The organism is Psychrobacter nivimaris (assembly GCF_043419765.1).
Classification (GTDB): Bacteria; Pseudomonadota; Gammaproteobacteria; order Pseudomonadales; family Moraxellaceae; genus Psychrobacter.
In genome coordinates this window covers 321,102-341,299 of the sequence record NZ_JBHOFX010000003.1, presented here as the reverse complement: position 1 = coordinate 341,299, position 20,198 = coordinate 321,102, and the positions used below count along the sequence as shown (strand labels likewise).

The window sequence follows — 20,198 nt, the reverse complement described above, 5'->3', positions numbered from 1 at the left end:
TGTTAATAATGTCACATTGAGTAGCACTTCATGAACAACATGTTATTTCAAATTTTTGATTTGGTCACCACATTCGCTATGATGCTGGTGTTTATTCGTTTTATGTTGCAGTTTGCAGGAATGGATGCGAGCAATCCGATGATTGCACCTGCTTATAAAGCGACGCATATCGTCGATGTGTTCGGGCGTATTTTTCCGACTGTTGCACAGGGTCGTATTAGCATTGCCGCTATCGTGCTGATGTTTTTGATTCGTCTAATCGATATTTCTGGAAAGGCCGCATTGACACATAAAGGTATTGCCCCTGTACCGCTATTCTTTACGGGTACCACTAGCTTATTGTTAGACTTTTTACGCATGTGTCGCTATCTAGTGATTGGTTCTATTATCGTTAGCTGGATTGTGGTGTTTACCAGATCTGAGCATCCGATTATTGGCATTATCATTAATTTGGCTGAGCCTATTTTAGCCCCGTTTCGTCGTATCACGCCGAATTTAGGTATGCTCGACTTATCACCAATGGTCGCTTTCTTAGCATTTTATTTGCTGGAGATATTCATCGGTGGTTTGGCTGCGAGTGTGTTGCCAACCTTAGGTTAAGTCTAATAGAGTTAAATTTAAAAACTGTCATAAAAAAGGCGTTCTATAAAAGTATAGAGCGCCTTTTTTGCGTCTGCTATTTGGGTAAGCTATGGCTTGTTAGATATGCTAAAAACGAACAAAGCGATTTGGTATTAGTTGAGCTTGAGTATCATCAGGATGCGGTGCATCAGCTGCCCGCAATGTTTGAATAATCCAACTGTCTGCTGCTTTTACCGCATCGATAAGATCATCGCCCATTGCCAAGCGTCCAGCGATGAAGCTGGCGAGTGAACATCCTGAGCCATGGAACTCACCATCTAAGCGCGGCAAGGTACTTTTAAGGACCATTTCACCCTGTATATATAAGTACTGCTCGATGTCACCGCTATCAAAATCATGTGAAGTTTTTACGAGTACAGCATGAGCGCCTTGAGCACATAGCTTTTGTGCACCGACATGCAAATCTTGCTCACCGCTAAGCGCACGTAGCTCATGAGTATTTGGGGTGATTAAAGTAGCATAGGGCAGTAATTGTCTAAAGGCGCTAACCAGTGTTTTCTCATCGCCCAAACTGCCACCGCTATTCGCGACTAGTACAGGGTCTAAGACAAATGGCGTGTTGTTATCGATAACTTGATCAGCAAATACTTTGGTCAACATTGCGATGTTATCAGTGGTACCGAGCATACCTGACTTGATAGCACTAACAGGTAAGTCATTAAGCACCGCAGTAGCTTGAGCTTTTACCAACGATGCTGCACAAGCCTCAAAGCCAAACACCTGCTGCGAGCTTTGAATAGTGACCGCCGTACAAGCGATGGCTGCATGTGCCCCTGACTGTCCAATGGCCTCGATATCCGCTTGTAATCCAGCACCGCCTGAAGGGTCCAATCCTGAAAAACACAGTACGACAGGTCGCATAACAGCTCCTTTTGAGATATTTTAAAGTAAGTGACAAATACTATAGCCACCTACTACTAAAAAATCTATCATAGTCTTATGCTTATGCTTATGCTTATGCTTATGCTTATGCTTATGCTTGTGCTTGTGGATGAGGTATAAGACGGTAGAGTGAGTAGGCCTAATATTAGTGAGCAGTTTGGTCGTTATATTTAGCGATGATATGTCGCAATTTTCCTTATAAAAATGCAATATAAGTACTTATATCTATAATTTTGATAAAAGCCGCATTAAATCTGTAGACAACGCTTGCAATTCGTTTTGGCTTTGTTATAATACTCGCCCACGACATGAGACGTATTGTTAGCATCAATACTATGTTTATAGATTTTTTATAAATGTCTTGAATCGTTAGGTGAAGTGGGTGAGTGGCTGAAACCAGTTCCCTGCTAAGGAACCATACGTGTAAGCGTATCGAGGGTTCGAATCCCTCCTTCACCGCCATTTATTCAGTTGTTATTAGAGTAATAACGCAATATACTGCGTTAAACATTTTAATAATTAATTCAAGAAATAATTTGTTTTAATTAAAAAAGATGTTGACACAAGCGATATTATCTATATAATGACCAACCTAATTTACTGCAAAAGATATTATCTGCGCAGTGGATAAAGTGCAAAATACGCGCCTGTAGCTCAGTTGGATAGAGCACTTGGCTACGAACTAAGGGGTCGGGAGTTCGAATCTCTCCAGGCGCACCATTTGCATAATAGCTTAATATAAGCTGAAAATTATTAAAATAATCGCCTGTCTTACGACAATTGGCGGTTTTTTTATGTCTGTAGCTTTTACCCTTCTACTTATTTATTCTACGATCATCTTCTGTGTATAACATGATTGGATAGCCAACTAATAATATTAAAGAGCAATCTACGATATTGGATAGTCATCTAGGATAATGTACGATAGCCCCACCATTTACGGTACAATAGCGTTACTATTCACTGCTTGCTATGAGCTTGTACCATGTCAAAAAGTCCATCTAAACGTCCGTCAAAAACGACTCGCAAATCAAAGCCTCAATCGAGTGCGCCTGTACAGCGAGATCCTAACGAAGAGCCAACCATCGCTAAGCCTATGATTCGTGTCGTGGCGATTCTCTATGATGGTATGCTGATTTTAGCGTTATTGTTTTTGGTTGGTACTATATTGACTGTGGTCGGCACGCTATTGACTATGGAGACGGGTACTGAATCCTCACAAGCTCAGTCACTGCCGCTTTGGTATCAGAACGCCATTATGACGCCATCATTTGTACTGACGCTCGTGGCATTCTACGGAATATTTTGGCGCCGTGGTGGTCAGACATTAGGTATGCAGACGTGGCGGTTAAAAACGATCAATGATTCAGGTCAATGGCTAACATGGGGTCAATCATTTAAGCGTATCTTGGCCGCTTGTTTGATGCCGCTGATTTTCGGCATTATTGGCAGTCTTATTGATGGATCACGCGCCGCCTTATTGGCCAGCGCGTTTCTTGGTTTGGTATTCAACTATGTGTTCTGTCTGTTCAACCCTCGCGGTCTGGCGGTACAAGATATGCTGTCCAACACCATCACCCTAAAGATGCCAAAAGTGGCACATGAAGGGCTATGGCGCGGTTTTAAAAATCGTAAGAAAAAATCGTAGTCTGATTTGATTAACGTAATAACTTTTATTGACGTAAAATTTAGTTGTACCACTGCTCAGCTGGTTTAGCCTAAAAAGTTAAATACTAACGCTTTGAATCAGCCATGCAGTGTAGCCCATAAAAAACAGTACCAATGTGGCACCTGACGTACGACCGAACTGGCGTTTTGTTTTAAAGGCAAATACGCACAGGGTAACTAGCAATATCGTCAATAGTCCCATTGCCATTACATCACGTGATAGAATCACTGGATCAGCAGCGATAGGAGCAATGACGGTTGCTAAGCCGACAACTGCCAAAGTATTGAAAATATTAGAGCCAATGATATTGCCAAGTGCCATATCATGCTCGCCTTTACGGGCTGCTGACAGGCTCGATACCAGTTCAGGCAATGATGTCCCAACTGCGACAATCGTTAGACCAATGATAAGCTCACTAAGCCCCCATAGCGTTGCTAGCTCAACAGCACCCCAAACGATAGCGCGTGAGCTGGCTACGAGCATCAGCATACCGATGATTAAACTCGCAAGACCACGCGTTACGCTTGGTTCTAGCTTTTCTAAGCTCTCTGAGTTATTTAAGTGCTCTGAGTCAGCATTAGCCACGACTATATCGTCTTCGTGCTCATGATAGCCTTCGCGTATACTCATTATGATCTGTAGTCCTAAAACGGCGACCAACAAAATCAACAATACGATACCATCAACTTGGCTCAATGTCCCATCACGTAGCTGCCAAGCGGCGATGACAGTAATTAGCAGCAGTAAGGGCAAGTCGCGCTTTACGATGCCTCTACGGATGATAATAGGGCTAATCAATACAGTTGCACCAAGTACCAATGCGATGTTGATGATATTTGAGCCATAAGCGTTACCTAGAGCCAGCTCAGGGCTGCCTTCTATCGCTGCTAGTACTGATACCACCATCTCAGGCGCTGACGTGCCTATACCCAATATTAAGACACCAATTAAGAAGCTAGGCACACTAAATTTCTTTGCTAGTGCTGTCGCTCCATCAATGAAGACATCGGCACTCCAAACTAAAATTGCTAACCCAATCAGTATTGCAAGCGCGGCCAACCACATCAGTATGTTTCCTTGTATATGATGAAAAATGTGAATTTTATAAATAAAAGTGGCATAAAAAAAGCCGAATCTTGATTTAGATTCAGCTTTCCCTTTAGCATCGAGATTTTTAGTAATAATAGCAGCTAATTCAAAGATATAACTTTGTGTTTATCTTAAATTTACCAAAACCTCACCATCCTGTCATATTAAGCAACTTGTACAGGAATGATATTTGCTGTGTCTTTAACGGTGTTGTCTTCGTTGCAATAGACCAGTTTTGGCTGATACGTTGACGCTTCAACTTCATCAAAATGCGCGTAAGCACAAATGATAACGATATCGCCCAAATCTGCCATATGAGCCGCAGCACCATTTAACGAGATAATACCAGAGCCTGCTTCAGCACGGATAGCATAGGTGCGAAAGCGCTTACCGTTGGTCACGTTATAGATATCGATAGATTCATTTTCACGTAGACCAGCAAGATCTAATAGATCGCCGTCGATACCGCAAGAGCCTTCATAATGAAGCTCGGCATGGGTAACACGGGCACGGTGCAATTTGCATTTAAGCATATTAAGTAGCATAGGTTGGTTCCTTGGCGTAACTGATATTAATTAACTAAATCAAAAGGTTAATGGGGATAAAACTGCCAAAATAAAAGGTCATTATCATTGAATGACTATATTATTCTGGTAATTTAAAGCCATTAATTTGTGAACGTGCTTTTTCGACATCACCATCTAACAACAATGGTAGCGCCTCAAAAGCAGCTGTCAGCGCGCTATCAATCGCAATCTGCTCATCGGGAGATGCTTTAGAGAGAACGTGTCCACTAACTTTAGACTTGTGACCAGGATGGCCGATACCCACACGCAGGCGATGAAAATCATTGCCGATATGCGGTGTGATATCACGTAGACCGTTATGACCACCATGTCCACCGTCTGTTTTGAGTTTGATACTACCAGCTGGAATATCGAGCTCATCATGAGCAATCAACAATTCATCATTTTTGATGCCATAGAAATTTACCATAGGCACCACTGACTGACCAGATTTATTCATAAACGTCAGCGGCATAAGTAAACGCACATCAGACCCATGAATCTGCCCACGCCCTGTCACTCCATGAAATTTCTTATCAGGGGAGAGCGTGATATTAAACTGCTGAGCCAAATGATGGACAAACCAAAATCCTGCATTATGACGCGTAAACATATACTGCTGACCAGGATTACCAAGACCGACAATAAGCTTTATGGCCATAAAAACACCCTGCTTGAATTTGATAAATAGGGGTAAGGTTTGAAGTACTGATAGACAGTTTATTTTCAAACCTTACTTACAAAAACAGCAGGAGATTTTAATCACCTGCTGTTTTATTGACTAAACGAATGTATCACTAACCAGCACAAAATAATGCACTAGTTAGAAACAGTTATTACTCGCTGTCTTTGTTTTCTTCAGTACCGTCGTTTTGCTCAGTTGCTGGTACTTCATCAGCATCAACGTCAGCATCAGCATCAACTTCTTCTACTGTTGGTGGCTGCATGTTAACGATAGTACGGTCATGGCCGTCTTCTAGCTCAAGCTCATGAATTACAACGCCTTCAGGAAGTTTGATGTCTGATAGACGGAACAAATCACCGATTTCCATGCCAGACACATCTACTTCTAGGTATTCAGGAAGTTGTGATGGTAAGCAGATAACTTCGATATCAGATACTAGCGTAGATAGTACACCAGCAGCAGCAGTACCAGGCGCATCTTCACGACCAGTGAAATGAACAGGAACGTTCATGTGGATTTTCTGACCTTTTACAATGCGCTGAAAATCAGCATGCATTGGGAAGCCTTTAGCTGGATGGCGCTGCAAGTCTTTGATAACTGCTTGATGCTCTTCACCGTCAACGTTGATAGTCAAGATGTGTGAGAAAAATGCTTCGAATTCTAGTGATTTTACTAGTTCGTTAAGCTTGATAGAGATAGCTGTTGGCTCTTCGTTACCACCATAGATGATAGCAGGAACTAGGTTCTGCTTACGTAGGCGGCGGCTCGCACCTTTACCTTGTAGTTCAGCAGCACGATCAACGGCGTTTAGTTCAAAATGATTAATGCTCATGGATATAATCCTATAAAAAAAATGATGAAGTGTCTGGTCATAAAAAAGTGGATTTGCGACCAATCCACTAATACGTGATGATAGCTAATATTATCGTTACGAATAAACCTCGTAATGTCTAAGCTTAGCCATTTGCTTATAGCAGCGCTCGCTACGATAATTACCATAACGATGGTTGCTGTTAAGCATGATCAGCACTTTTGATAGTGCTAGCCTAATAAAAACCACGAAAAGGTCAGCACAGGCGCGCATTATACGTGATTCTGTAGCAATAATAAAGACCTACGCAAAATGCCTACACAAAACAAAGCGCCAAGTAAGAATACTTGACGCTCTGTTTTTTGACTATTTAAGATGTCTTACTACAGTCATTGCTACTAAGAATTACCGCAATAGCTGTTTTAAAAATAACTGTATCAAATTAAGCGTCAAACATCGCGCTAATAGACTCTTCGTTATTGATACGGCGTAAGCTTTCAGCTAGCATCGGTGCAATACTTACCTGACGGATTTTGCTACAAGCTTTGGCTTCAGCAGATAGTGGAATCGTATCGGTCACAACCACTTCATCCAATGCAGATTCGCTGATGTTTTTCAGTGCGTTACCTGATAGGACAGGGTGCGTGATATAAGCTAAAACGCGACGTGCACCATTTTCTTTCAATGCTTCAGCGGCTTTACACAATGTACCTGCAGTATCGACCATATCATCAACGATAACGCAATCACGGTCACGAACATCACCGATGATATGCATTACTTGTGACTCATTGGCACGAGCACGGCGCTTATCAATAATTGCCATGTCGGTATCGCCTAACTGCTTGGCCATCGCACGTGCACGAACCACGCCGCCTACATCAGGTGAAACAACCATGATATTGTCATAGTCTTGCTTTTGTAGGTCGTTTAGCAATACAGGTGTGCCGTAGATGTTGTCTACAGGGATATCAAAGAAACCCTGAATCTGATCTGAGTGCAAATCAACAGTCATTACGCGATCGATACTAACGATGTTTAGCATGTCAGCGACCACTTTAGCCGAGATAGGTACACGAGCTGAGCGTGGACGGCGATCCTGACGAGCATAACCAAAATACGGCATGACAGCTGTGATACGGCCAGCACTAGAGCGACGCAAAGCGTCAGCCATCATCATGATTTCCATCAAGTTGTCGTTGGTCGGTGCACAAGTAGGCTGCATGATAAACACATCTTTACCACGTACGTGTTCTTTGATTTCCACGGCAATTTCGCCATCAGAAAAACGCGTGATGTCAGCTTTACCAAGAGGTATGTGAAGATGATCGGCTACGGTTTTTGCTAATTCTGGGTGGGCATTACCCGTAAAAATCGCCAAATAAGGCATGACAGAAGTCCTATTGATTGACTCAAGCAGCGACCGCTAAGCAGTGTCAAACTGCTCAAATTAAGAAAAGAGTGGTGAAGGTATTGAAGTATACTATTACAGTAAAAAATGGCAGGGGTAGCTGGACTCGAACCAACGGATGTCAGGATCAAAACCTGATGCCTTACCAACTTGGCTATACCCCTGTAATGTCTAGGCTATGAACAACTGATATATAATAGCGACTAAGTAGTCGTTCTCAATATAGTGTCATGACCTGTCAGTTATCTAAAAAACGGATAAACCGTTTAAAACATAACTTTTCCCTAGCGGTGTCCATTGCGAACTATACCGAAACTGGGATAACGTTGTCAATGACAATAGCATAAGAGGTCACTTATAAACCGCTTATACTTGATGTATCTCTAACGCTTCGTACTAAAAAATGGCAGGGGTAGCTGGACTCGAACCAACGGATGTCAGGATCAAAACCTGATGCCTTACCAACTTGGCTATACCCCTATTGTGGCGACCTATTATAAGTAAATTTTCAGATTTTGCAAGTTATTTGCGGCTTTTTATGACTTTTATTCGTAATGAGGTGGTTTTGGTAGGTAAGTTCCGAAAATTAGTGTGTTAATCAAAGTTATTATTGGGTTGTGTGAGTGGGTTCTAGCAGGGTGAGTCTAGTGCGAAATTCTGGCGTGATGGAAACATTCTAGGAATGTCTTATATAATATGATTTAAGGAAATCATCTAAACTCAAGTTCTATAATTTCCAAGATATCTTACAATAGAGAGTAACTAAATATAGTTATATAAATAGCCAGTAAGGAATGTTTTTTTGGGTATAAAATAGTGGTTCATTAAACCAACACCGAAGCAGTTTGTTTATACAAGCTTTATCTATGCAATAGTATTTCCAGTGATAGGGCTTTTTATTGCTTCTCCCATAATGGCATCATTCATGTTGCTGTTTTTTATATTCTTTGCTTTTGGCACGATGAAGTATTTAAAACCTATTGTTCCAAGGCAATACTACACTAACCTCATTGGTGCTGTACCATTTCTTATTATTTTAATTTTTTTCTTACACTCAACGATTTCTTTCACCGAGATTGTCGAAAGTAAGAGCGGTCTTGAGCAAGTACACGGAATTGTTCCAAACGAGCCACTTAACCGCCGAGTAGGTAAAAATAGCTCGTCGTCATTGTTCATTAATGAGATCCGTCTGCACTGTGAATATAATGAGAGAAATAGCTGTAGTAAAGCCTATGATTATTCTGGACAGATCGCTGATATTCTCTATCAACCAGATACATGGATTGGCAATGTTGTATATGAAATCAGCGTTGATGACAAAAAGGTATACAGATATGAAGATCAGCTTGCTTATTTTAAGTTAGAACAGCGTATAGAACGTCGTCAATGGTTTTTAACGTTTATGCTATTTGGTATTCCTAGCTTTTGGTTCTACAGGCAAGATAAGCGGCTTCGTAAAAACACGCCCAAAATGACAGTCGAACAAGAGTTAAGTAAAGCTAAAGACTTAGCCTCTAACAAGGTAGGTTGTGTTGGAATAATTGTAAATTATTACTATCGCTATCTGTGCTGTGCTAGGAGGCCTCATATATCTTGCAGTTCATGAATTTGGCCTAGCAGCACTGTGTATTGGTATAGCTGTAATATGCTGGGCATTGGTAATTATATTATATAAGCCAAGCTCAGAATTGTAAAAAATGGCCAGCTATAAACTTCCCACCACATATCCTTTACAGGGTGCTTCCGCAATCCACTTCACCACAAGCTTTTTATTAGTAGCCACGCTTGCATCCAATGGCAAAAACACTGCGCTACCAGACCCAGTCATGCGTGCTGTAGCCAGTGCTTGCTGCTCTAACCCTTGCAAGTAACATAAAGCCTCTTCAACAGCAGGAGCGAGGCTAGTCACTACTGACGTAAAAACATTGTGATAGGGTGCATTGAGCGTTTGTACATAATCAGCGTATTGGCTTTGAATGGTTTCAATCGATAGGGGCGTGATGTCTCGCTCTAGTTTTGGATGAGCGAAAAGTGTGGCAGTGTTGACGTGTGCATCAGGTGTGAGGAGCAAATATTGCTGGTCAGGTAGGTCAATGGCAGTTAACTCTTCACCAATACCCATCGCAATAGCGTCTTGACCAAATATAAATATTGGTACATCCGCACCCACAGTTGCGCTAATCTTTATGAGCTCATCACAGGTAAAATTAAGCTGCCAAATCTCATTGAGCACTAGCATAGTCGTTGCTGCATTAGATGAGCCACCGCCTAGACCCGCGCCCATTGGCAAGTGCTTATCTAAAGCGATATGCATTTTTGCCAACTGCTCAGGCAAAGTGTTTGACTGTATGGCAAATGCTAGCAGTGCGCGCGCTGCTTTGAAAATTAAATTATCTTCTATACTAGTAGTGATAGCCTCTGCACCGTCCAATACTAGTAGCTGATGACAGAGTTGATTAGCACTTAATTCACTATCTGTAATAGAAATCACGGTATTATCGCTGACCGAAAAATGCAAGTAATCGCCCCAGTCAAGCAGACGAAATACCGTTTGCAAATTATGATAGCCATCGGCACGTTTACCCGTGATGTGCAAAAACAGATTGAGTTTTGCAGGTGATAAGCGGGTAACCGTAGAAGCAGATGGTTCGGCTATATTTTCAGTCATATTTTTTTATCATAAGGTGCAGTTATAAACAGCTATCTTAATTAGCAATGATGGTTTTTAGCAGGCTTTCTGTTGTTAATAAAAGATGGATTAATGATTGATCGTCATTACAACTTTGTTGCCTTGTGGCTGTACTGCACTAATTTTACTAGGTAGCTTATCCGTACCTTTATAAGTAAAGCTGGCTGTCCACTCACCATTGACTGAGCTAACTAAACGGTTCTGATCATCCAGTTGCGGCGCACTATCTGAAGGTGCTGGGCGACCAGAAATCCAATAAGGCATTTGTGAAATTGGTGCTTGCCAACCAGTGGCTTTCTTTAGCAAGGTTTCGGGATCATCAGCGGTCAATGTACCTGTCTTTTCGCTAACTAGAGTAGCGGTCTGACCATTGTATTCGATGTTGGTTTTACCAATACCAAGTGCGCCAATCAGCTCAATGGCAAATCGGTCGTTTTGCTGACCCCATGCATAAAATGCACTACCACCTTGAGTACCTGTTGAATCATTCGCAGGTGTCGTTACCCCAATTTTACCGGTGATATTGAAGCTCTCTAGCTTTTTTGGTTGATCAGCGTTTTGGCCTTGTACTGTGGTCGTCGGTTGGTTAGTCGCATTGGCCGTTTTTAATGACTGACAACCAGAGGTTATGACTATCGCTGCAGTTATAGCAGTAAACAGAGCCAATTTATTTGGTTTATAAGAAGTGATTGATGCTGACATAATAGTTTCTCAAAATGGAAAGATGAACAAAGAGATTAGCTTAAGCGTTATTTGTTGCTCGGTTATGCACGGCTGTTAGCTTCTTATAACGACCTTGTAATTTATAAATGCTTCGTTATTTATAAAAACCTTATCAACTATCGTATCTCTGTGACTACAAAGCTCAAATAGCACATCCACAATCAGCGATATTAATACAGCTGTATGCGGTCATTGATATTATGCTGTCCAAATGAGAAGCGCTGCTGCAAATCTGCGAGTAATACTTCAACTTTGTCATTGTTACCTAAGCCTTGATAGGCGCGCAATAACAGCGTGCCTGAGCGCAGAGTTGGCAGCACATCATAAGGTGTCTGTAGGTAGTCGATGACCTGCTGATAGTTCTCTTTGGCCAATGCATTGCCCGCCAAGACATTTAAGGCTTGCAGATGTAGGTCGTTATCGTAACGTGGGTCATCATAGCGAATCTGAATAATTGCGGTAGCTAGCGCTAGACCTTGCTCTGAGCTGCGCTCATTTGCGAGTAGCAACTGTGCATAGCTTAACTGATAGGATAAGTTGCTAGGATCTAAAGCCTGCAAATGGTTGAGCAGGGTGCGCTTAACGACATAGTCTTCTTTATCATCTAAAAGCTGAGCCCGCGCGAAAAGTAGCATTTCATTATCAGGATATTTACGAGCGGCACGGGTCAATAAGCGCAGTGCTTCATCCGACTCGTTTTGTTGCCACAAGATATCGGCTTGCATGACAAAAGTGTCAGGCGCGAATACTGTGAAGTCTTTGCGCAGCTTCTCTAAAGTCGCGATTGCCCCATCGATGTCATTATCGAGTAATTCAAACGCCACTACTTTTCTACGAGCTTCTAATACCAAATCCTCTTGCATGACACCATTGAGATAGTATTTGGCTTGATCGAACAACTGCTGACGCTCAGCACTGATACCCAGATAGTAATAGGCTTGATCAAGATAAGCTGGACTCTTAGCAAGCATATTGAGTAGCTCATCGGCGCTAGCGTACTCTTCAATATCTAGGCTTACTAAAGCTGCGAGCAGAGTAATTTCAGAATCATCACTGAAGCGGCTATGCGCCTCAAGCAGTAACTTCCACGCTTGTTCGCTTTGCTTTAAATCTAATAGATAGCGAATCTCATATAGATATAAGCTTTTGCTATCAGGATTACGTAGACGAGCTTGACTGACATAATTGATGACGGTTTCTGCGGTCACAATTTTGCGCAATATATCGGCTTTTAAAGTAATAAAGGGCACGTAGTCTGGCTGACGCTCTAGCGCTCGATCGATATGAACGATAGCCACTTCAGGTTCGTTAAACTGATAGAGTAAACCTGCTTTTAATACTGACAATGAGGCGTTTTGCTCGCTATCTAATGGCTGCAACGCGGCAAGCAGCTCACGCTTATCGTCATCGTTATTTGGGTAAATACCTATGAGGATTTCGCTTAAGTCTGCGCGTGGGTCATAGCGCAAGATGCGGTTTAAAGTTTCACCCGCTAATATGTAGTCGTGGGCACGTAAGGCCAAATGCGCGACATAAAACCACGCAGGCACATGGTCAGGGTTTTGGTCCTGCCATGTCTTGGCAAACTGTAATGAGTCTTCAACCCTTTCGTTACGCAAAGACAGGCTAAGCGCTCTCTCAAACACGGCTGTCGCATCTTCTTTAAAAGACTGTTGCTTATAAATAGAGACCGCACGTCGTTTGTCATCGCGATCAGCAGCAAACTCGGCATCCAGTAGAGCGTACAAGCTTGGTTCACTAAGCTCAGGTTGCCATAGACTGGTTGGCGCTAAGCCATTAATGTTTTTTACGTTTTCTATGGTAAGCGTGTCTTCATTATAAGGTGTATCAATCGCAGCACTACTATCATTTACTTTATTGCCATTTAGCGTACTGTTAGCTGCTTTATTATCGGTAGCAACGGATACTTTAGGAATTTTTGCTTCTAGCAATACATCGGGATGGCTAGCATGAACAGGGGCTGACAAACACAGGCATACAGCTAGAGACAACGCTAGCTTATATCGTTGACACAGGCGCTCAATAGCAACATGCAATAAAGCACGGAAGCTAGAGTATTCGCTATAGGGATGTGGTGACCGAAGTAATGACCCAAAAAAAATCATAGATAGCCGTATTCGCCCATGGTTTACCTACACAGATAAGGCAAGTTTGTTTTAATCATTTTAAGTTATATATTGGCAATATGTACCCATGACAAACATTATAAGAGTAGACCGATGAGATAAACAATAGCATCCGTGTTACTCAAATATCGGCATGTCTAACTGTATGAATGTGCTACTAGTAGCGAGTACGTTGCCAAAGAACGATACTGAAGATGATTAAATATAGATAGGTCTGTCGAACTGAATATTATAGAAATATAGCAAGTTAAGATAGAGTAAGCGAATGATTTAACATTATATTATTGACCATAAGTCAAAACCCAGCTATTGATTTTATAAATCGTATGAGTAGTTGATTTGTTACATTTGCGACCAGATACAGAGATATGGTTATCATAGATGGGTGAGTGTTAATTAAAGCCCGCAATAATGATATAATAGGCGGTTTTTAGGGTCTTCCTTTTTAGCGCTGTCGTCAAAAACTGTCTTTTAAAAATAATAAGATAGCGTAAGGGGCAACTGAGCGTCATGTTTATGGTCTATCGATAATGAGATTAGTGGTCATTGGGGTCAATCACAAAACTGCACCAGTCGCTCTGCGAGAGCGCTTGGCGCTTGTGGGTGACGATGTAAATGTCGCGCTCAAACAAATAGAAGCCTTTACTGATGGTAGCGTGATCGTCTCTACTTGTAACCGCACCGAAATCTATGCGCTAGTGCCACAATCGCCAACGTCGCAGCACGCTAATAGCCAATTATCTGACTCACAATTACCCAATTTGCAAGATGTCAAAGCTGCTGGCCAATCATCATCCAATAATACTTTTAGTAGTAGCATGAATATCTCATCTGCTGCGATTAGTGCGCATATTACCAAGATCAAAACGTGGCTGGCTGACTTCAAGCAATTACCACTCATTGATATTGATCCTTATCTCTATGTACATCGTGATACTCATGCATTGACTCATTGGTTAAGAGTAGCGGCTGGTCTGGACTCTATGATACTGGGTGAGCCGCAGATTCTCGGTCAAATCAAAAACTCTGTGCATCTGGCTCAAGACCAAAAAGTACTCAGTAATCAGCTAGGCTGGATCATCGATCAAGTATTCGCTGCCGCCAAACGAGTGCGTAATGAGACACAGGTTGGCGCACAGGCTGTATCGCTTAGTTTTGCTGCAGCTAAACTGGTCACACAGATATTTGATGATTTACCCAGTCGTACGCTTTTGGTCGTTGCGGCAGGCGAGATGAATCGCTTGGTGGCCACCCATATCGCAGGGCTAGGGGTTGGACGAGTCATTATCTGTAACCGTAATCCCGTACGTGCCGAAGCCTTGGCGGCTGAGCTACGTGGCCCTAATCGCCGCGTAGACGTTAAACCTTTACAGGAACTACCGCAAGTATTGGCAGAAGCCGATATCGTTAGCAGTTGTAGTGGTAGTATGGATTTGTTGATTGATAAGACAATGACCATACAAGCGCTAAAGCGTCGCCGTTATCAGCCAATGCTTATGATAGATTTGGCCGTACCGCGCGATATCGATTCGACCATTAGCCGCATTGATGATGTTTATCTGTACTCTGTCGATGATTTGCAGCATGTGATTGCAGGTAATATCGAGCAGCGTCGCCAAGCCGCAGTAGATGCTGAACTGCTAGTGAGCCAATTGGTGGTTGAGATAGACCGTCGCTTTCAGGTTCGCCAAGTTGGCAAAGACATTCAGCAGTATCGTGCGTGTACTCAAGGTCAAGTCGATAAGCTGCTGCATGAGTCTATTGCTAAGCTGCAACAAGACGATGTCAGTCCAGAAGATATCATCACTGAGCTGTCACGACGTTTGACCCAAACATTGACCCATGCACCATCGAAACTGATGCGCAAAGCCGCACGCGAAGGCGATAGTGAGTTGCTAGACTTCGTGGTGTCAGGACTACAAGATGCTCATCGAGGGCATTGATGTTTTTATTGTGGCTTTATAAATCAAAACTTATCAATCAATACCTACCAACACCTACCAACAAATGCTCGATAGCGCAAGTCATATCGTTGCCTGAGCGTATCGTTGTCAACCTTCAGTATCAGTGCTAATATCAGGCTCTCATGGATGGCTTAGGTCAAGATATGTGCTGGTGTTTGCTCGTAATATGACTACGAATATATTAACTTAATGTTAGTAGACCTCATCAGTGTCCGTTGTTTTTTATTCGCTTAAAGACAACGCATCTCTAGACAGCGCAAGACCTCACCATCAAAAATAATAGTACTTGATTATAGTGCTATCTAATCCATGTCGCATATTATCTAACCATACACTAGGAGTGTTCAATGCCTGCATTACGTCAAGATATCGATCCAAACGGCTTATTAGAGTATTCAGTGGTTTACACCGATCGTGCGCTGAACCATATGTCAAAAGCCTTTCAGCAAGTAATGAATGATCTATCTAGTGACCTAAAATCTGTGTATAACGCTGACGCAGTGGTGATCGTTCCTGGTTCTGGTACTTATGGTATGGAAGCAGTCGCTCGCCAGTTGGCAAATGATGAAGACTGCCTAATCATTCGTAATGGCTGGTTCAGCTATCGTTGGACACAAATCTTAGAAAAAGGCAAAATCGCCAAATCATCTACAGTCCTTACGGCCAATCGTGCCGATGATAGTGAGTCGCCAAAACCGTTTGCTCCAGTCGATATTGACGTTGCCGCAGCCAAAATCAAAGAAGAAAAGCCAGCAGTTGTATTTGCGCCGCATGTCGAAACCTCTTCAGGCATCATCTTGTCAGATGACTATATCAAAGCGTTGAGCGAGGCTGTGCATAGCGTTGGCGGATTGTTAGTCATTGATTGCATCGCCTCAGGCTGCGTATGGTTAGATATGAAAGCATTGGGTATCGATGTACTGATTAGCGCACCGCAAAAAGGTTGGAGCAGTACGCCGGGCGCTGGCTTGGTCATGCTAAGCGATGCTGCTGTCAAAAAAGTAGACAGTACTGAGGCTGATAGCTTTAGTATCGACTTAAAGCAATGGTTGAATATCATGCGTGCTTACGAAAATGGCGGTCATGCTTACCATGCGACTATGCCGACAGACAGCTTACGTCAGTTCCGTGATGCCGTGAATGAAGCCAAAGCAATCGGTTTTGATAAATTGTGTGGCGCGCAGTGGACACTTGGCAAACGTATCCGTGAAGTACTCGAAGCCAAAGGCGTTGAGAGCGTCGCTGCTGAAGGATTTAAAGCACCCGGTGTGGTCGTCTCTTATACTGATCGTGATGACATGCATAAAGGTAGTGCCTTCGCTGAAATCGGGGTACAAATCGCGGCTGGCGTACCATTAAAAGTGGGCGAGCCTGATAACTTTAAGACTTTCCGGTTAGGTCTATTTGGCTTGGACAAATTGACTGATATCGATGGCACAGTAGCGCGTTTTGAAACGGCACTTGATAAAGTGCTGAGCCAGTAAAGATACCAATTAAGAGGGCTGATAAAAATATTAATAGATAGCTTATTAAGTTTTTTCACTGCCCTTTTTAAAGCCTTTACAGTACAGTCTTTACAGTTATAAAAAATACTGAACTATTAGCATTATGCTAGGTTCAGTATTTTTTTACCTTTTTATTATATTTTATAATATAATGTATTTTTATAAATTAATACTTGATCGTGTATTTAATAAACTTAATTAGGTAGTCCGTTATGAGCATACAGATAGACTGGCAAGCATTTACGCCGATCTCCTTGGTAGGAGGTCTAATGCTAGGCGTAGCGACGGTTATCTTACTGCTAGGTATTGGCCGTATAGCAGGTATCAGTGGTATTTTTTCAAGCCTACTAAAACCCAAGCGTGTAGAGATGTGGCAGGTGCTATTTATACTGGGTTTGGTCATCTCACCACTGCTATATCAGTTGGCAAGACCACTACCTGAGGTAGCTATCAGTACTTCCGTGCCATTATTGGTTGGTGCAGGGTTACTGGTCGGCTTTGGCACGCGTTTAGGTTCAGGATGCACGAGTGGACATGGTATTTGTGGTAATGCGCGTCTGTCTCCACGGTCATTGGCAGCGACCGTCACCTTTATGCTGTTTGGAATTGTGACCGTTTATATCGGTCGTCACGTATTAGGCCTGCTATAGCGAACTCATGGCAGATTGCCAGATGAAGACTGATAGTCGGGCTCACGCGCTAACGACATATGATGGTTAATAAAAGATAATAATAGCGAGATACGACGATGCTAAAAAATATAATCGGATTGCTAGTAGGACTGCTGTTTGGACTGGGACTATTGGTGTCAGGTATGACCGATCCTGTAAAAGTACAAGGGTTTTTGGACGTATTTGGCGCATGGGATATCTCCCTTGCTCTTGTGATGGGCGGTGGCCTGATAGTGGCATTTTTCGGTGTGCGATTAGCAAAGCGTCAACAGAGCAGTTGGATTGGCACACCGATTGATATGCCAAGCAAAACCGTTATCAATAAAAAATTGCTTATCGGTGCGATGTTTTTCGGTATCGGTTGGGGGTTAGTTGGTATCTGCCCAGGACCAGGAATTGTATTGCTCGGTACTGGTCAATGGCAAGCCTATGTCTTTATTCCTGCCATGATTATAGGAATGCTAGTTTATCAATGGCTTGAGCCTAAGCTTGATTAACATAATTAGTTCTCTATAAATATAGTCAGAGAACTACTAAGCGGCTACGGCGTTATCCTCCCTAGACATACTATTTGTACAATCTGCAGTCGGCTGCCTTGTACCCGCTTTAGACTTCTTTGACTATAGGCTAGCACTCGAAAAAAGGTCAGCTATATATATGTATCTGACCTTTTTAGTGGATGTTAATTGATGACTTAATAATTCGCCGTTTTATTTAGCACTAGCGGTTACTTTTGGCGTTTCGTGTGCCAATGATTTTGCGGCTTGGCGTAGCTCAAACTTTTGAACTTTACCGGTACTGGTCTTGGGTATTTCTGCAAAGACAATATGTTTCGGCACTTTAAAACCTGCTAGGTGCTGACTACAATGCTCCATCACCGTATCACGTTGCAGAGTACTACCGGCGTGAATCTCGATAAAGGCAACGGGCACTTCGCCCCATTTATCATGTGGCGCGGCAACGACAGCGCAGCTTTCAATCGCAGGTAGTTTATACAAGACGTTTTCTACCTCGATACTAGAGATATTCTCACCGCCTGAGATGATGATATCTTTTAGTCTGTCCATAATTTTGATATAGCCATCAGGGTATTTGACGCCCAAATCACCCGTGCGAAACCAGCCATCAGCGAATGCCTCTTCGGTAGCCTTGCGGCTTTTTAGATAGCCTTTCATTACCATATTGCCACGTAGCGCCAGCTCGCCCATCTCTTCCCCGTCAGCGGCGACTGGTTCAGTCGTACCTTGCTTAAATACCTCAAACCCTGCCATCAAGTGAGAAGTCATGCCTTGACGTGATTTCTTTTGGGCACGGGTAGCCACATCAAGCTCATTCCATTCTTCCTGCTCAGCGCAGACCGTCACTGGCCCATATACTTCAGTAAGTCCATAAACGTGCGAGATATGAAAACCCATTGCTTCCATTGCGGCCAGCATGGTTTCAGATGGCGGTGCACCCGCGACCCAACCTTTGACGGTATGGGTGATAGCATCTTTATATTCTGGTTTGCCGCTAGCAATCATATTATGTACGACCGGTGCAGAGCAATAATGGCTAACTTGATGCTTGGCAATCAGCTGCAATATCAAATCAGCATCAATTTTTCGCAAGCATACATTGACCCCAGCACGTTCAGCGATGGTCCACGGAAAGCACCAACCGTTACAGTGGAAAAGCGGCAGCGTCCATAGATACATCGGGTGCTTGGGCATGTCCCAATCTAAAATATTAGAGATAGCATTGAGAGTTGCGCCGCGATGGTGATAGACCACACCTTTGGGTTTGCCTGTCGTCCCAGAGGTATAGTTCAGCGCAATAGCATCCCACTCATCTGTCGGCATCTCCCAGTTATCCAAACTGTCTGAACTGGCTACCAATGCTTCATAACTCATGAGCCCAAAACGCTCGACATCGACAGCTTTGTCCGTTGAATGAATGACGATTAAGTCTGGAAAAGTCTCATCAATAATCTCAGCATGCTCAGCAAACTCGCTGTCTAAGATTAAGACCTTGGCTTCGGAATGCTGCAAACAAAAGGTAAGTGCATTGATGTCGAGACGAGTGTTCAAAGTACAGAGTACGCCGCCTGACATAGGTACACCAAAGGCGCATTCGACCATCGCTGACGTGTTCGGTAGCATCACGGCTACTGTGTCGTTCTTATCAATGCCCAATTTGCGCAGACCATCAGCCAGTTGGCGACAGCGGGTATAGGTCTGTTGCCATGTCTGAGTGAGGTTATTGTGTTCTAGGTCGTCATAAATGATGGCAGTCTTATTAGGATAAACTTGCGCGCTGCGAATGATAAAATCAATAGGGGTAAGTGGTTGATGGTTGGCAGTATTTTTGCCGAGACCTGTATGGAAATCTGTCATGATGATAGTCCTTTATCTTATTTCTATAATGCGTCAGTACATTAACGTCAGTATATTATTTAGTACAGTAATCTAGCATAGAAATTATAGGTATAAGTCGATATTTATCGATTTATATCTTAGTCTAATCTCTAAGTGATATTAAGCTAACGGTATATAATCTACCTCAAAAGTTGGCTGGGTTTTGTGGTGTTTGCTTAACCATATGCCACAGTACAGCCTGATACACCGTCCCGCTCGTTATAGCAATTAATATAGTGCTCACTCATCAGTCGCTTGTCTGCATAGCTGACAATAATCGCGGTGTGTTACGATATCGATGATGCTAAACCCCTTAGGCCCACTAATTCTAAAAAGCCGTTTTTAAGA

The 20,198-nt window shown here is 42.8% G+C and carries 17 protein-coding genes and 4 tRNA genes; 9 read left to right on the top strand and 12 right to left on the bottom strand.

Features of this window, described 5'->3' with window-relative positions; all coding sequences use genetic code 11:
• Positions 1-39: 39 nt before the first annotated feature.
• Complete coding sequence (locus ACHEVO_RS08180; RefSeq protein WP_224737825.1) at positions 40-600, top strand: YggT family protein; 561 nt, start codon at positions 40-42, stop codon at positions 598-600.
• Between the two features lie 108 nt (positions 601-708).
• On the opposite strand, the gene ACHEVO_RS08175 is transcribed toward ACHEVO_RS08180, so the two are convergent.
• Positions 709-1,503 (bottom strand): hydroxymethylpyrimidine/phosphomethylpyrimidine kinase, encoded by a 795-nt coding sequence (locus ACHEVO_RS08175; RefSeq protein ID WP_394124570.1) that lies wholly within the window; start codon positions 1,501-1,503, stop codon positions 709-711.
• Positions 1,504-1,896: 393 nt separating this feature from the next.
• Here ACHEVO_RS08175 and ACHEVO_RS08170 point away from each other — a divergent pair.
• From ACHEVO_RS08170 to ACHEVO_RS08160, 3 genes are all read left to right on the top strand, one after another.
• Positions 1,897-1,986 (top strand) — tRNA-Ser (locus tag ACHEVO_RS08170).
• A gap of 181 nt (positions 1,987-2,167) precedes the next feature.
• Positions 2,168-2,244 (top strand) — tRNA-Arg (locus ACHEVO_RS08165).
• Between the two features lie 265 nt (positions 2,245-2,509).
• The gene (locus ACHEVO_RS08160) at positions 2,510-3,172 is read left to right on the top strand and encodes an RDD family protein (protein ID WP_298808812.1); all 663 of its coding nucleotides are present in this window, start codon (positions 2,510-2,512) and stop codon (positions 3,170-3,172) included.
• A gap of 78 nt (positions 3,173-3,250) precedes the next feature.
• On the opposite strand, the gene ACHEVO_RS08155 is transcribed toward ACHEVO_RS08160, so the two are convergent.
• The 7 genes from ACHEVO_RS08155 to ACHEVO_RS08125 form a co-directional block, all read right to left on the bottom strand.
• On the bottom strand, positions 3,251-4,258 hold the full coding sequence (locus ACHEVO_RS08155) for a calcium/sodium antiporter (RefSeq protein WP_298808810.1): 1,008 nt from the start codon (positions 4,256-4,258) through the stop codon (positions 3,251-3,253).
• A 188-nt stretch (positions 4,259-4,446) separates the two neighbouring features.
• The gene (gene panD / locus ACHEVO_RS08150; protein WP_010196068.1) at positions 4,447-4,827 is read right to left on the bottom strand and encodes an aspartate 1-decarboxylase; all 381 of its coding nucleotides are present in this window, start codon (positions 4,825-4,827) and stop codon (positions 4,447-4,449) included.
• A gap of 100 nt (positions 4,828-4,927) precedes the next feature.
• A complete protein-coding gene (gene pth / locus ACHEVO_RS08145; protein ID WP_101205142.1) occupies positions 4,928-5,509 on the bottom strand; it encodes an aminoacyl-tRNA hydrolase in 582 nt (193 codons plus the stop codon).
• Between the two features lie 175 nt (positions 5,510-5,684).
• Positions 5,685-6,365, bottom strand: coding sequence for a 50S ribosomal protein L25/general stress protein Ctc (locus ACHEVO_RS08140; protein WP_057758040.1), 681 nt, complete (start codon positions 6,363-6,365; stop codon positions 5,685-5,687).
• A 421-nt stretch (positions 6,366-6,786) separates the two neighbouring features.
• The gene (locus tag ACHEVO_RS08135; protein WP_057758042.1) at positions 6,787-7,734 is read right to left on the bottom strand and encodes a ribose-phosphate pyrophosphokinase; all 948 of its coding nucleotides are present in this window, start codon (positions 7,732-7,734) and stop codon (positions 6,787-6,789) included.
• A 109-nt stretch (positions 7,735-7,843) separates the two neighbouring features.
• Positions 7,844-7,919: transfer RNA gene (locus ACHEVO_RS08130), tRNA-Gln, on the bottom strand.
• A 240-nt stretch (positions 7,920-8,159) separates the two neighbouring features.
• Positions 8,160-8,235 (bottom strand) — tRNA-Gln (locus ACHEVO_RS08125).
• A 445-nt stretch (positions 8,236-8,680) separates the two neighbouring features.
• Between ACHEVO_RS08125 and ACHEVO_RS08120 the strand changes: the two genes are divergently transcribed.
• Positions 8,681-9,361, top strand: a complete 681-nt coding sequence (locus ACHEVO_RS08120; RefSeq protein ID WP_394124569.1) for a hypothetical protein — start codon at positions 8,681-8,683, stop codon at positions 9,359-9,361.
• A 99-nt stretch (positions 9,362-9,460) separates the two neighbouring features.
• Here the strand turns inward: ACHEVO_RS08120 and ispE are convergent, their stop codons facing one another.
• The 3 genes from ispE to ACHEVO_RS08105 all read right to left on the bottom strand — a co-directional run bounded on the left by ispE (position 9,461) and on the right by ACHEVO_RS08105 (position 13,293).
• The gene (ispE, locus tag ACHEVO_RS08115; RefSeq protein ID WP_394124568.1) at positions 9,461-10,423 is read right to left on the bottom strand and encodes a 4-(cytidine 5'-diphospho)-2-C-methyl-D-erythritol kinase; all 963 of its coding nucleotides are present in this window, start codon (positions 10,421-10,423) and stop codon (positions 9,461-9,463) included.
• Between the two features lie 90 nt (positions 10,424-10,513).
• A complete protein-coding gene (gene lolB / locus ACHEVO_RS08110) occupies positions 10,514-11,146 on the bottom strand; it encodes a lipoprotein insertase outer membrane protein LolB (protein WP_394124567.1) in 633 nt (210 codons plus the stop codon).
• Positions 11,147-11,337: 191 nt separating this feature from the next.
• The gene (locus ACHEVO_RS08105; RefSeq protein WP_394124566.1) at positions 11,338-13,293 is read right to left on the bottom strand and encodes a hypothetical protein; all 1,956 of its coding nucleotides are present in this window, start codon (positions 13,291-13,293) and stop codon (positions 11,338-11,340) included.
• Positions 13,294-13,844: 551 nt separating this feature from the next.
• On the opposite strand from ACHEVO_RS08105, the gene hemA reads away from it, so the two are divergent.
• From hemA to ACHEVO_RS08085, 4 genes are all read left to right on the top strand, one after another.
• Positions 13,845-15,257 (top strand): glutamyl-tRNA reductase, encoded by a 1,413-nt coding sequence (hemA, locus tag ACHEVO_RS08100; RefSeq protein ID WP_394124565.1) that lies wholly within the window; start codon positions 13,845-13,847, stop codon positions 15,255-15,257.
• Between the two features lie 368 nt (positions 15,258-15,625).
• Complete coding sequence (locus tag ACHEVO_RS08095; RefSeq protein WP_394124564.1) at positions 15,626-16,762, top strand: aminotransferase class V-fold PLP-dependent enzyme; 1,137 nt, start codon at positions 15,626-15,628, stop codon at positions 16,760-16,762.
• 233 nt (positions 16,763-16,995) lie between these two features.
• A complete protein-coding gene (locus ACHEVO_RS08090) occupies positions 16,996-17,433 on the top strand; it encodes a YeeE/YedE family protein (RefSeq protein WP_394124563.1) in 438 nt (145 codons plus the stop codon).
• Positions 17,434-17,531: 98 nt separating this feature from the next.
• Positions 17,532-17,951, top strand: a complete 420-nt coding sequence (locus tag ACHEVO_RS08085; RefSeq protein WP_394124562.1) for a DUF6691 family protein — start codon at positions 17,532-17,534, stop codon at positions 17,949-17,951.
• Between the two features lie 213 nt (positions 17,952-18,164).
• On the opposite strand, the gene ACHEVO_RS08080 is transcribed toward ACHEVO_RS08085, so the two are convergent.
• Complete coding sequence (locus ACHEVO_RS08080) at positions 18,165-19,829, bottom strand: AMP-binding protein (protein ID WP_394124561.1); 1,665 nt, start codon at positions 19,827-19,829, stop codon at positions 18,165-18,167.
• Positions 19,830-20,198: the final 369 nt, after the last annotated feature.

Coding starts and splice junctions, on each gene's coding strand:
- ACHEVO_RS08180 (WP_224737825.1), top strand. CDS start 40: ATGTTATTTCAAATTTTTGATTTGGTCACCACATTCGCTATGATGCTG.
- ACHEVO_RS08175 (WP_394124570.1), bottom strand. CDS start 1,503: ATGCGACCTGTCGTACTGTGTTTTTCAGGATTGGACCCTTCAGGCGGT.
- ACHEVO_RS08160 (WP_298808812.1), top strand. CDS start 2,510: ATGTCAAAAAGTCCATCTAAACGTCCGTCAAAAACGACTCGCAAATCA.
- ACHEVO_RS08155 (WP_298808810.1), bottom strand. CDS start 4,258: ATGTGGTTGGCCGCGCTTGCAATACTGATTGGGTTAGCAATTTTAGTT.
- panD (WP_010196068.1), bottom strand. CDS start 4,827: ATGCTACTTAATATGCTTAAATGCAAATTGCACCGTGCCCGTGTTACC.
- pth (WP_101205142.1), bottom strand. CDS start 5,509: ATGGCCATAAAGCTTATTGTCGGTCTTGGTAATCCTGGTCAGCAGTAT.
- ACHEVO_RS08140 (WP_057758040.1), bottom strand. CDS start 6,365: ATGAGCATTAATCATTTTGAACTAAACGCCGTTGATCGTGCTGCTGAA.
- ACHEVO_RS08135 (WP_057758042.1), bottom strand. CDS start 7,734: ATGCCTTATTTGGCGATTTTTACGGGTAATGCCCACCCAGAATTAGCA.
- ACHEVO_RS08120 (WP_394124569.1), top strand. CDS start 8,681: ATGTTGCTGTTTTTTATATTCTTTGCTTTTGGCACGATGAAGTATTTA.
- ispE (WP_394124568.1), bottom strand. CDS start 10,423: ATGACTGAAAATATAGCCGAACCATCTGCTTCTACGGTTACCCGCTTA.
- lolB (WP_394124567.1), bottom strand. CDS start 11,146: ATGTCAGCATCAATCACTTCTTATAAACCAAATAAATTGGCTCTGTTT.
- ACHEVO_RS08105 (WP_394124566.1), bottom strand. CDS start 13,293: ATGATTTTTTTTGGGTCATTACTTCGGTCACCACATCCCTATAGCGAA.
- hemA (WP_394124565.1), top strand. CDS start 13,845: ATGAGATTAGTGGTCATTGGGGTCAATCACAAAACTGCACCAGTCGCT.
- ACHEVO_RS08095 (WP_394124564.1), top strand. CDS start 15,626: ATGCCTGCATTACGTCAAGATATCGATCCAAACGGCTTATTAGAGTAT.
- ACHEVO_RS08090 (WP_394124563.1), top strand. CDS start 16,996: ATGAGCATACAGATAGACTGGCAAGCATTTACGCCGATCTCCTTGGTA.
- ACHEVO_RS08085 (WP_394124562.1), top strand. CDS start 17,532: ATGCTAAAAAATATAATCGGATTGCTAGTAGGACTGCTGTTTGGACTG.
- ACHEVO_RS08080 (WP_394124561.1), bottom strand. CDS start 19,829: ATGACAGATTTCCATACAGGTCTCGGCAAAAATACTGCCAACCATCAA.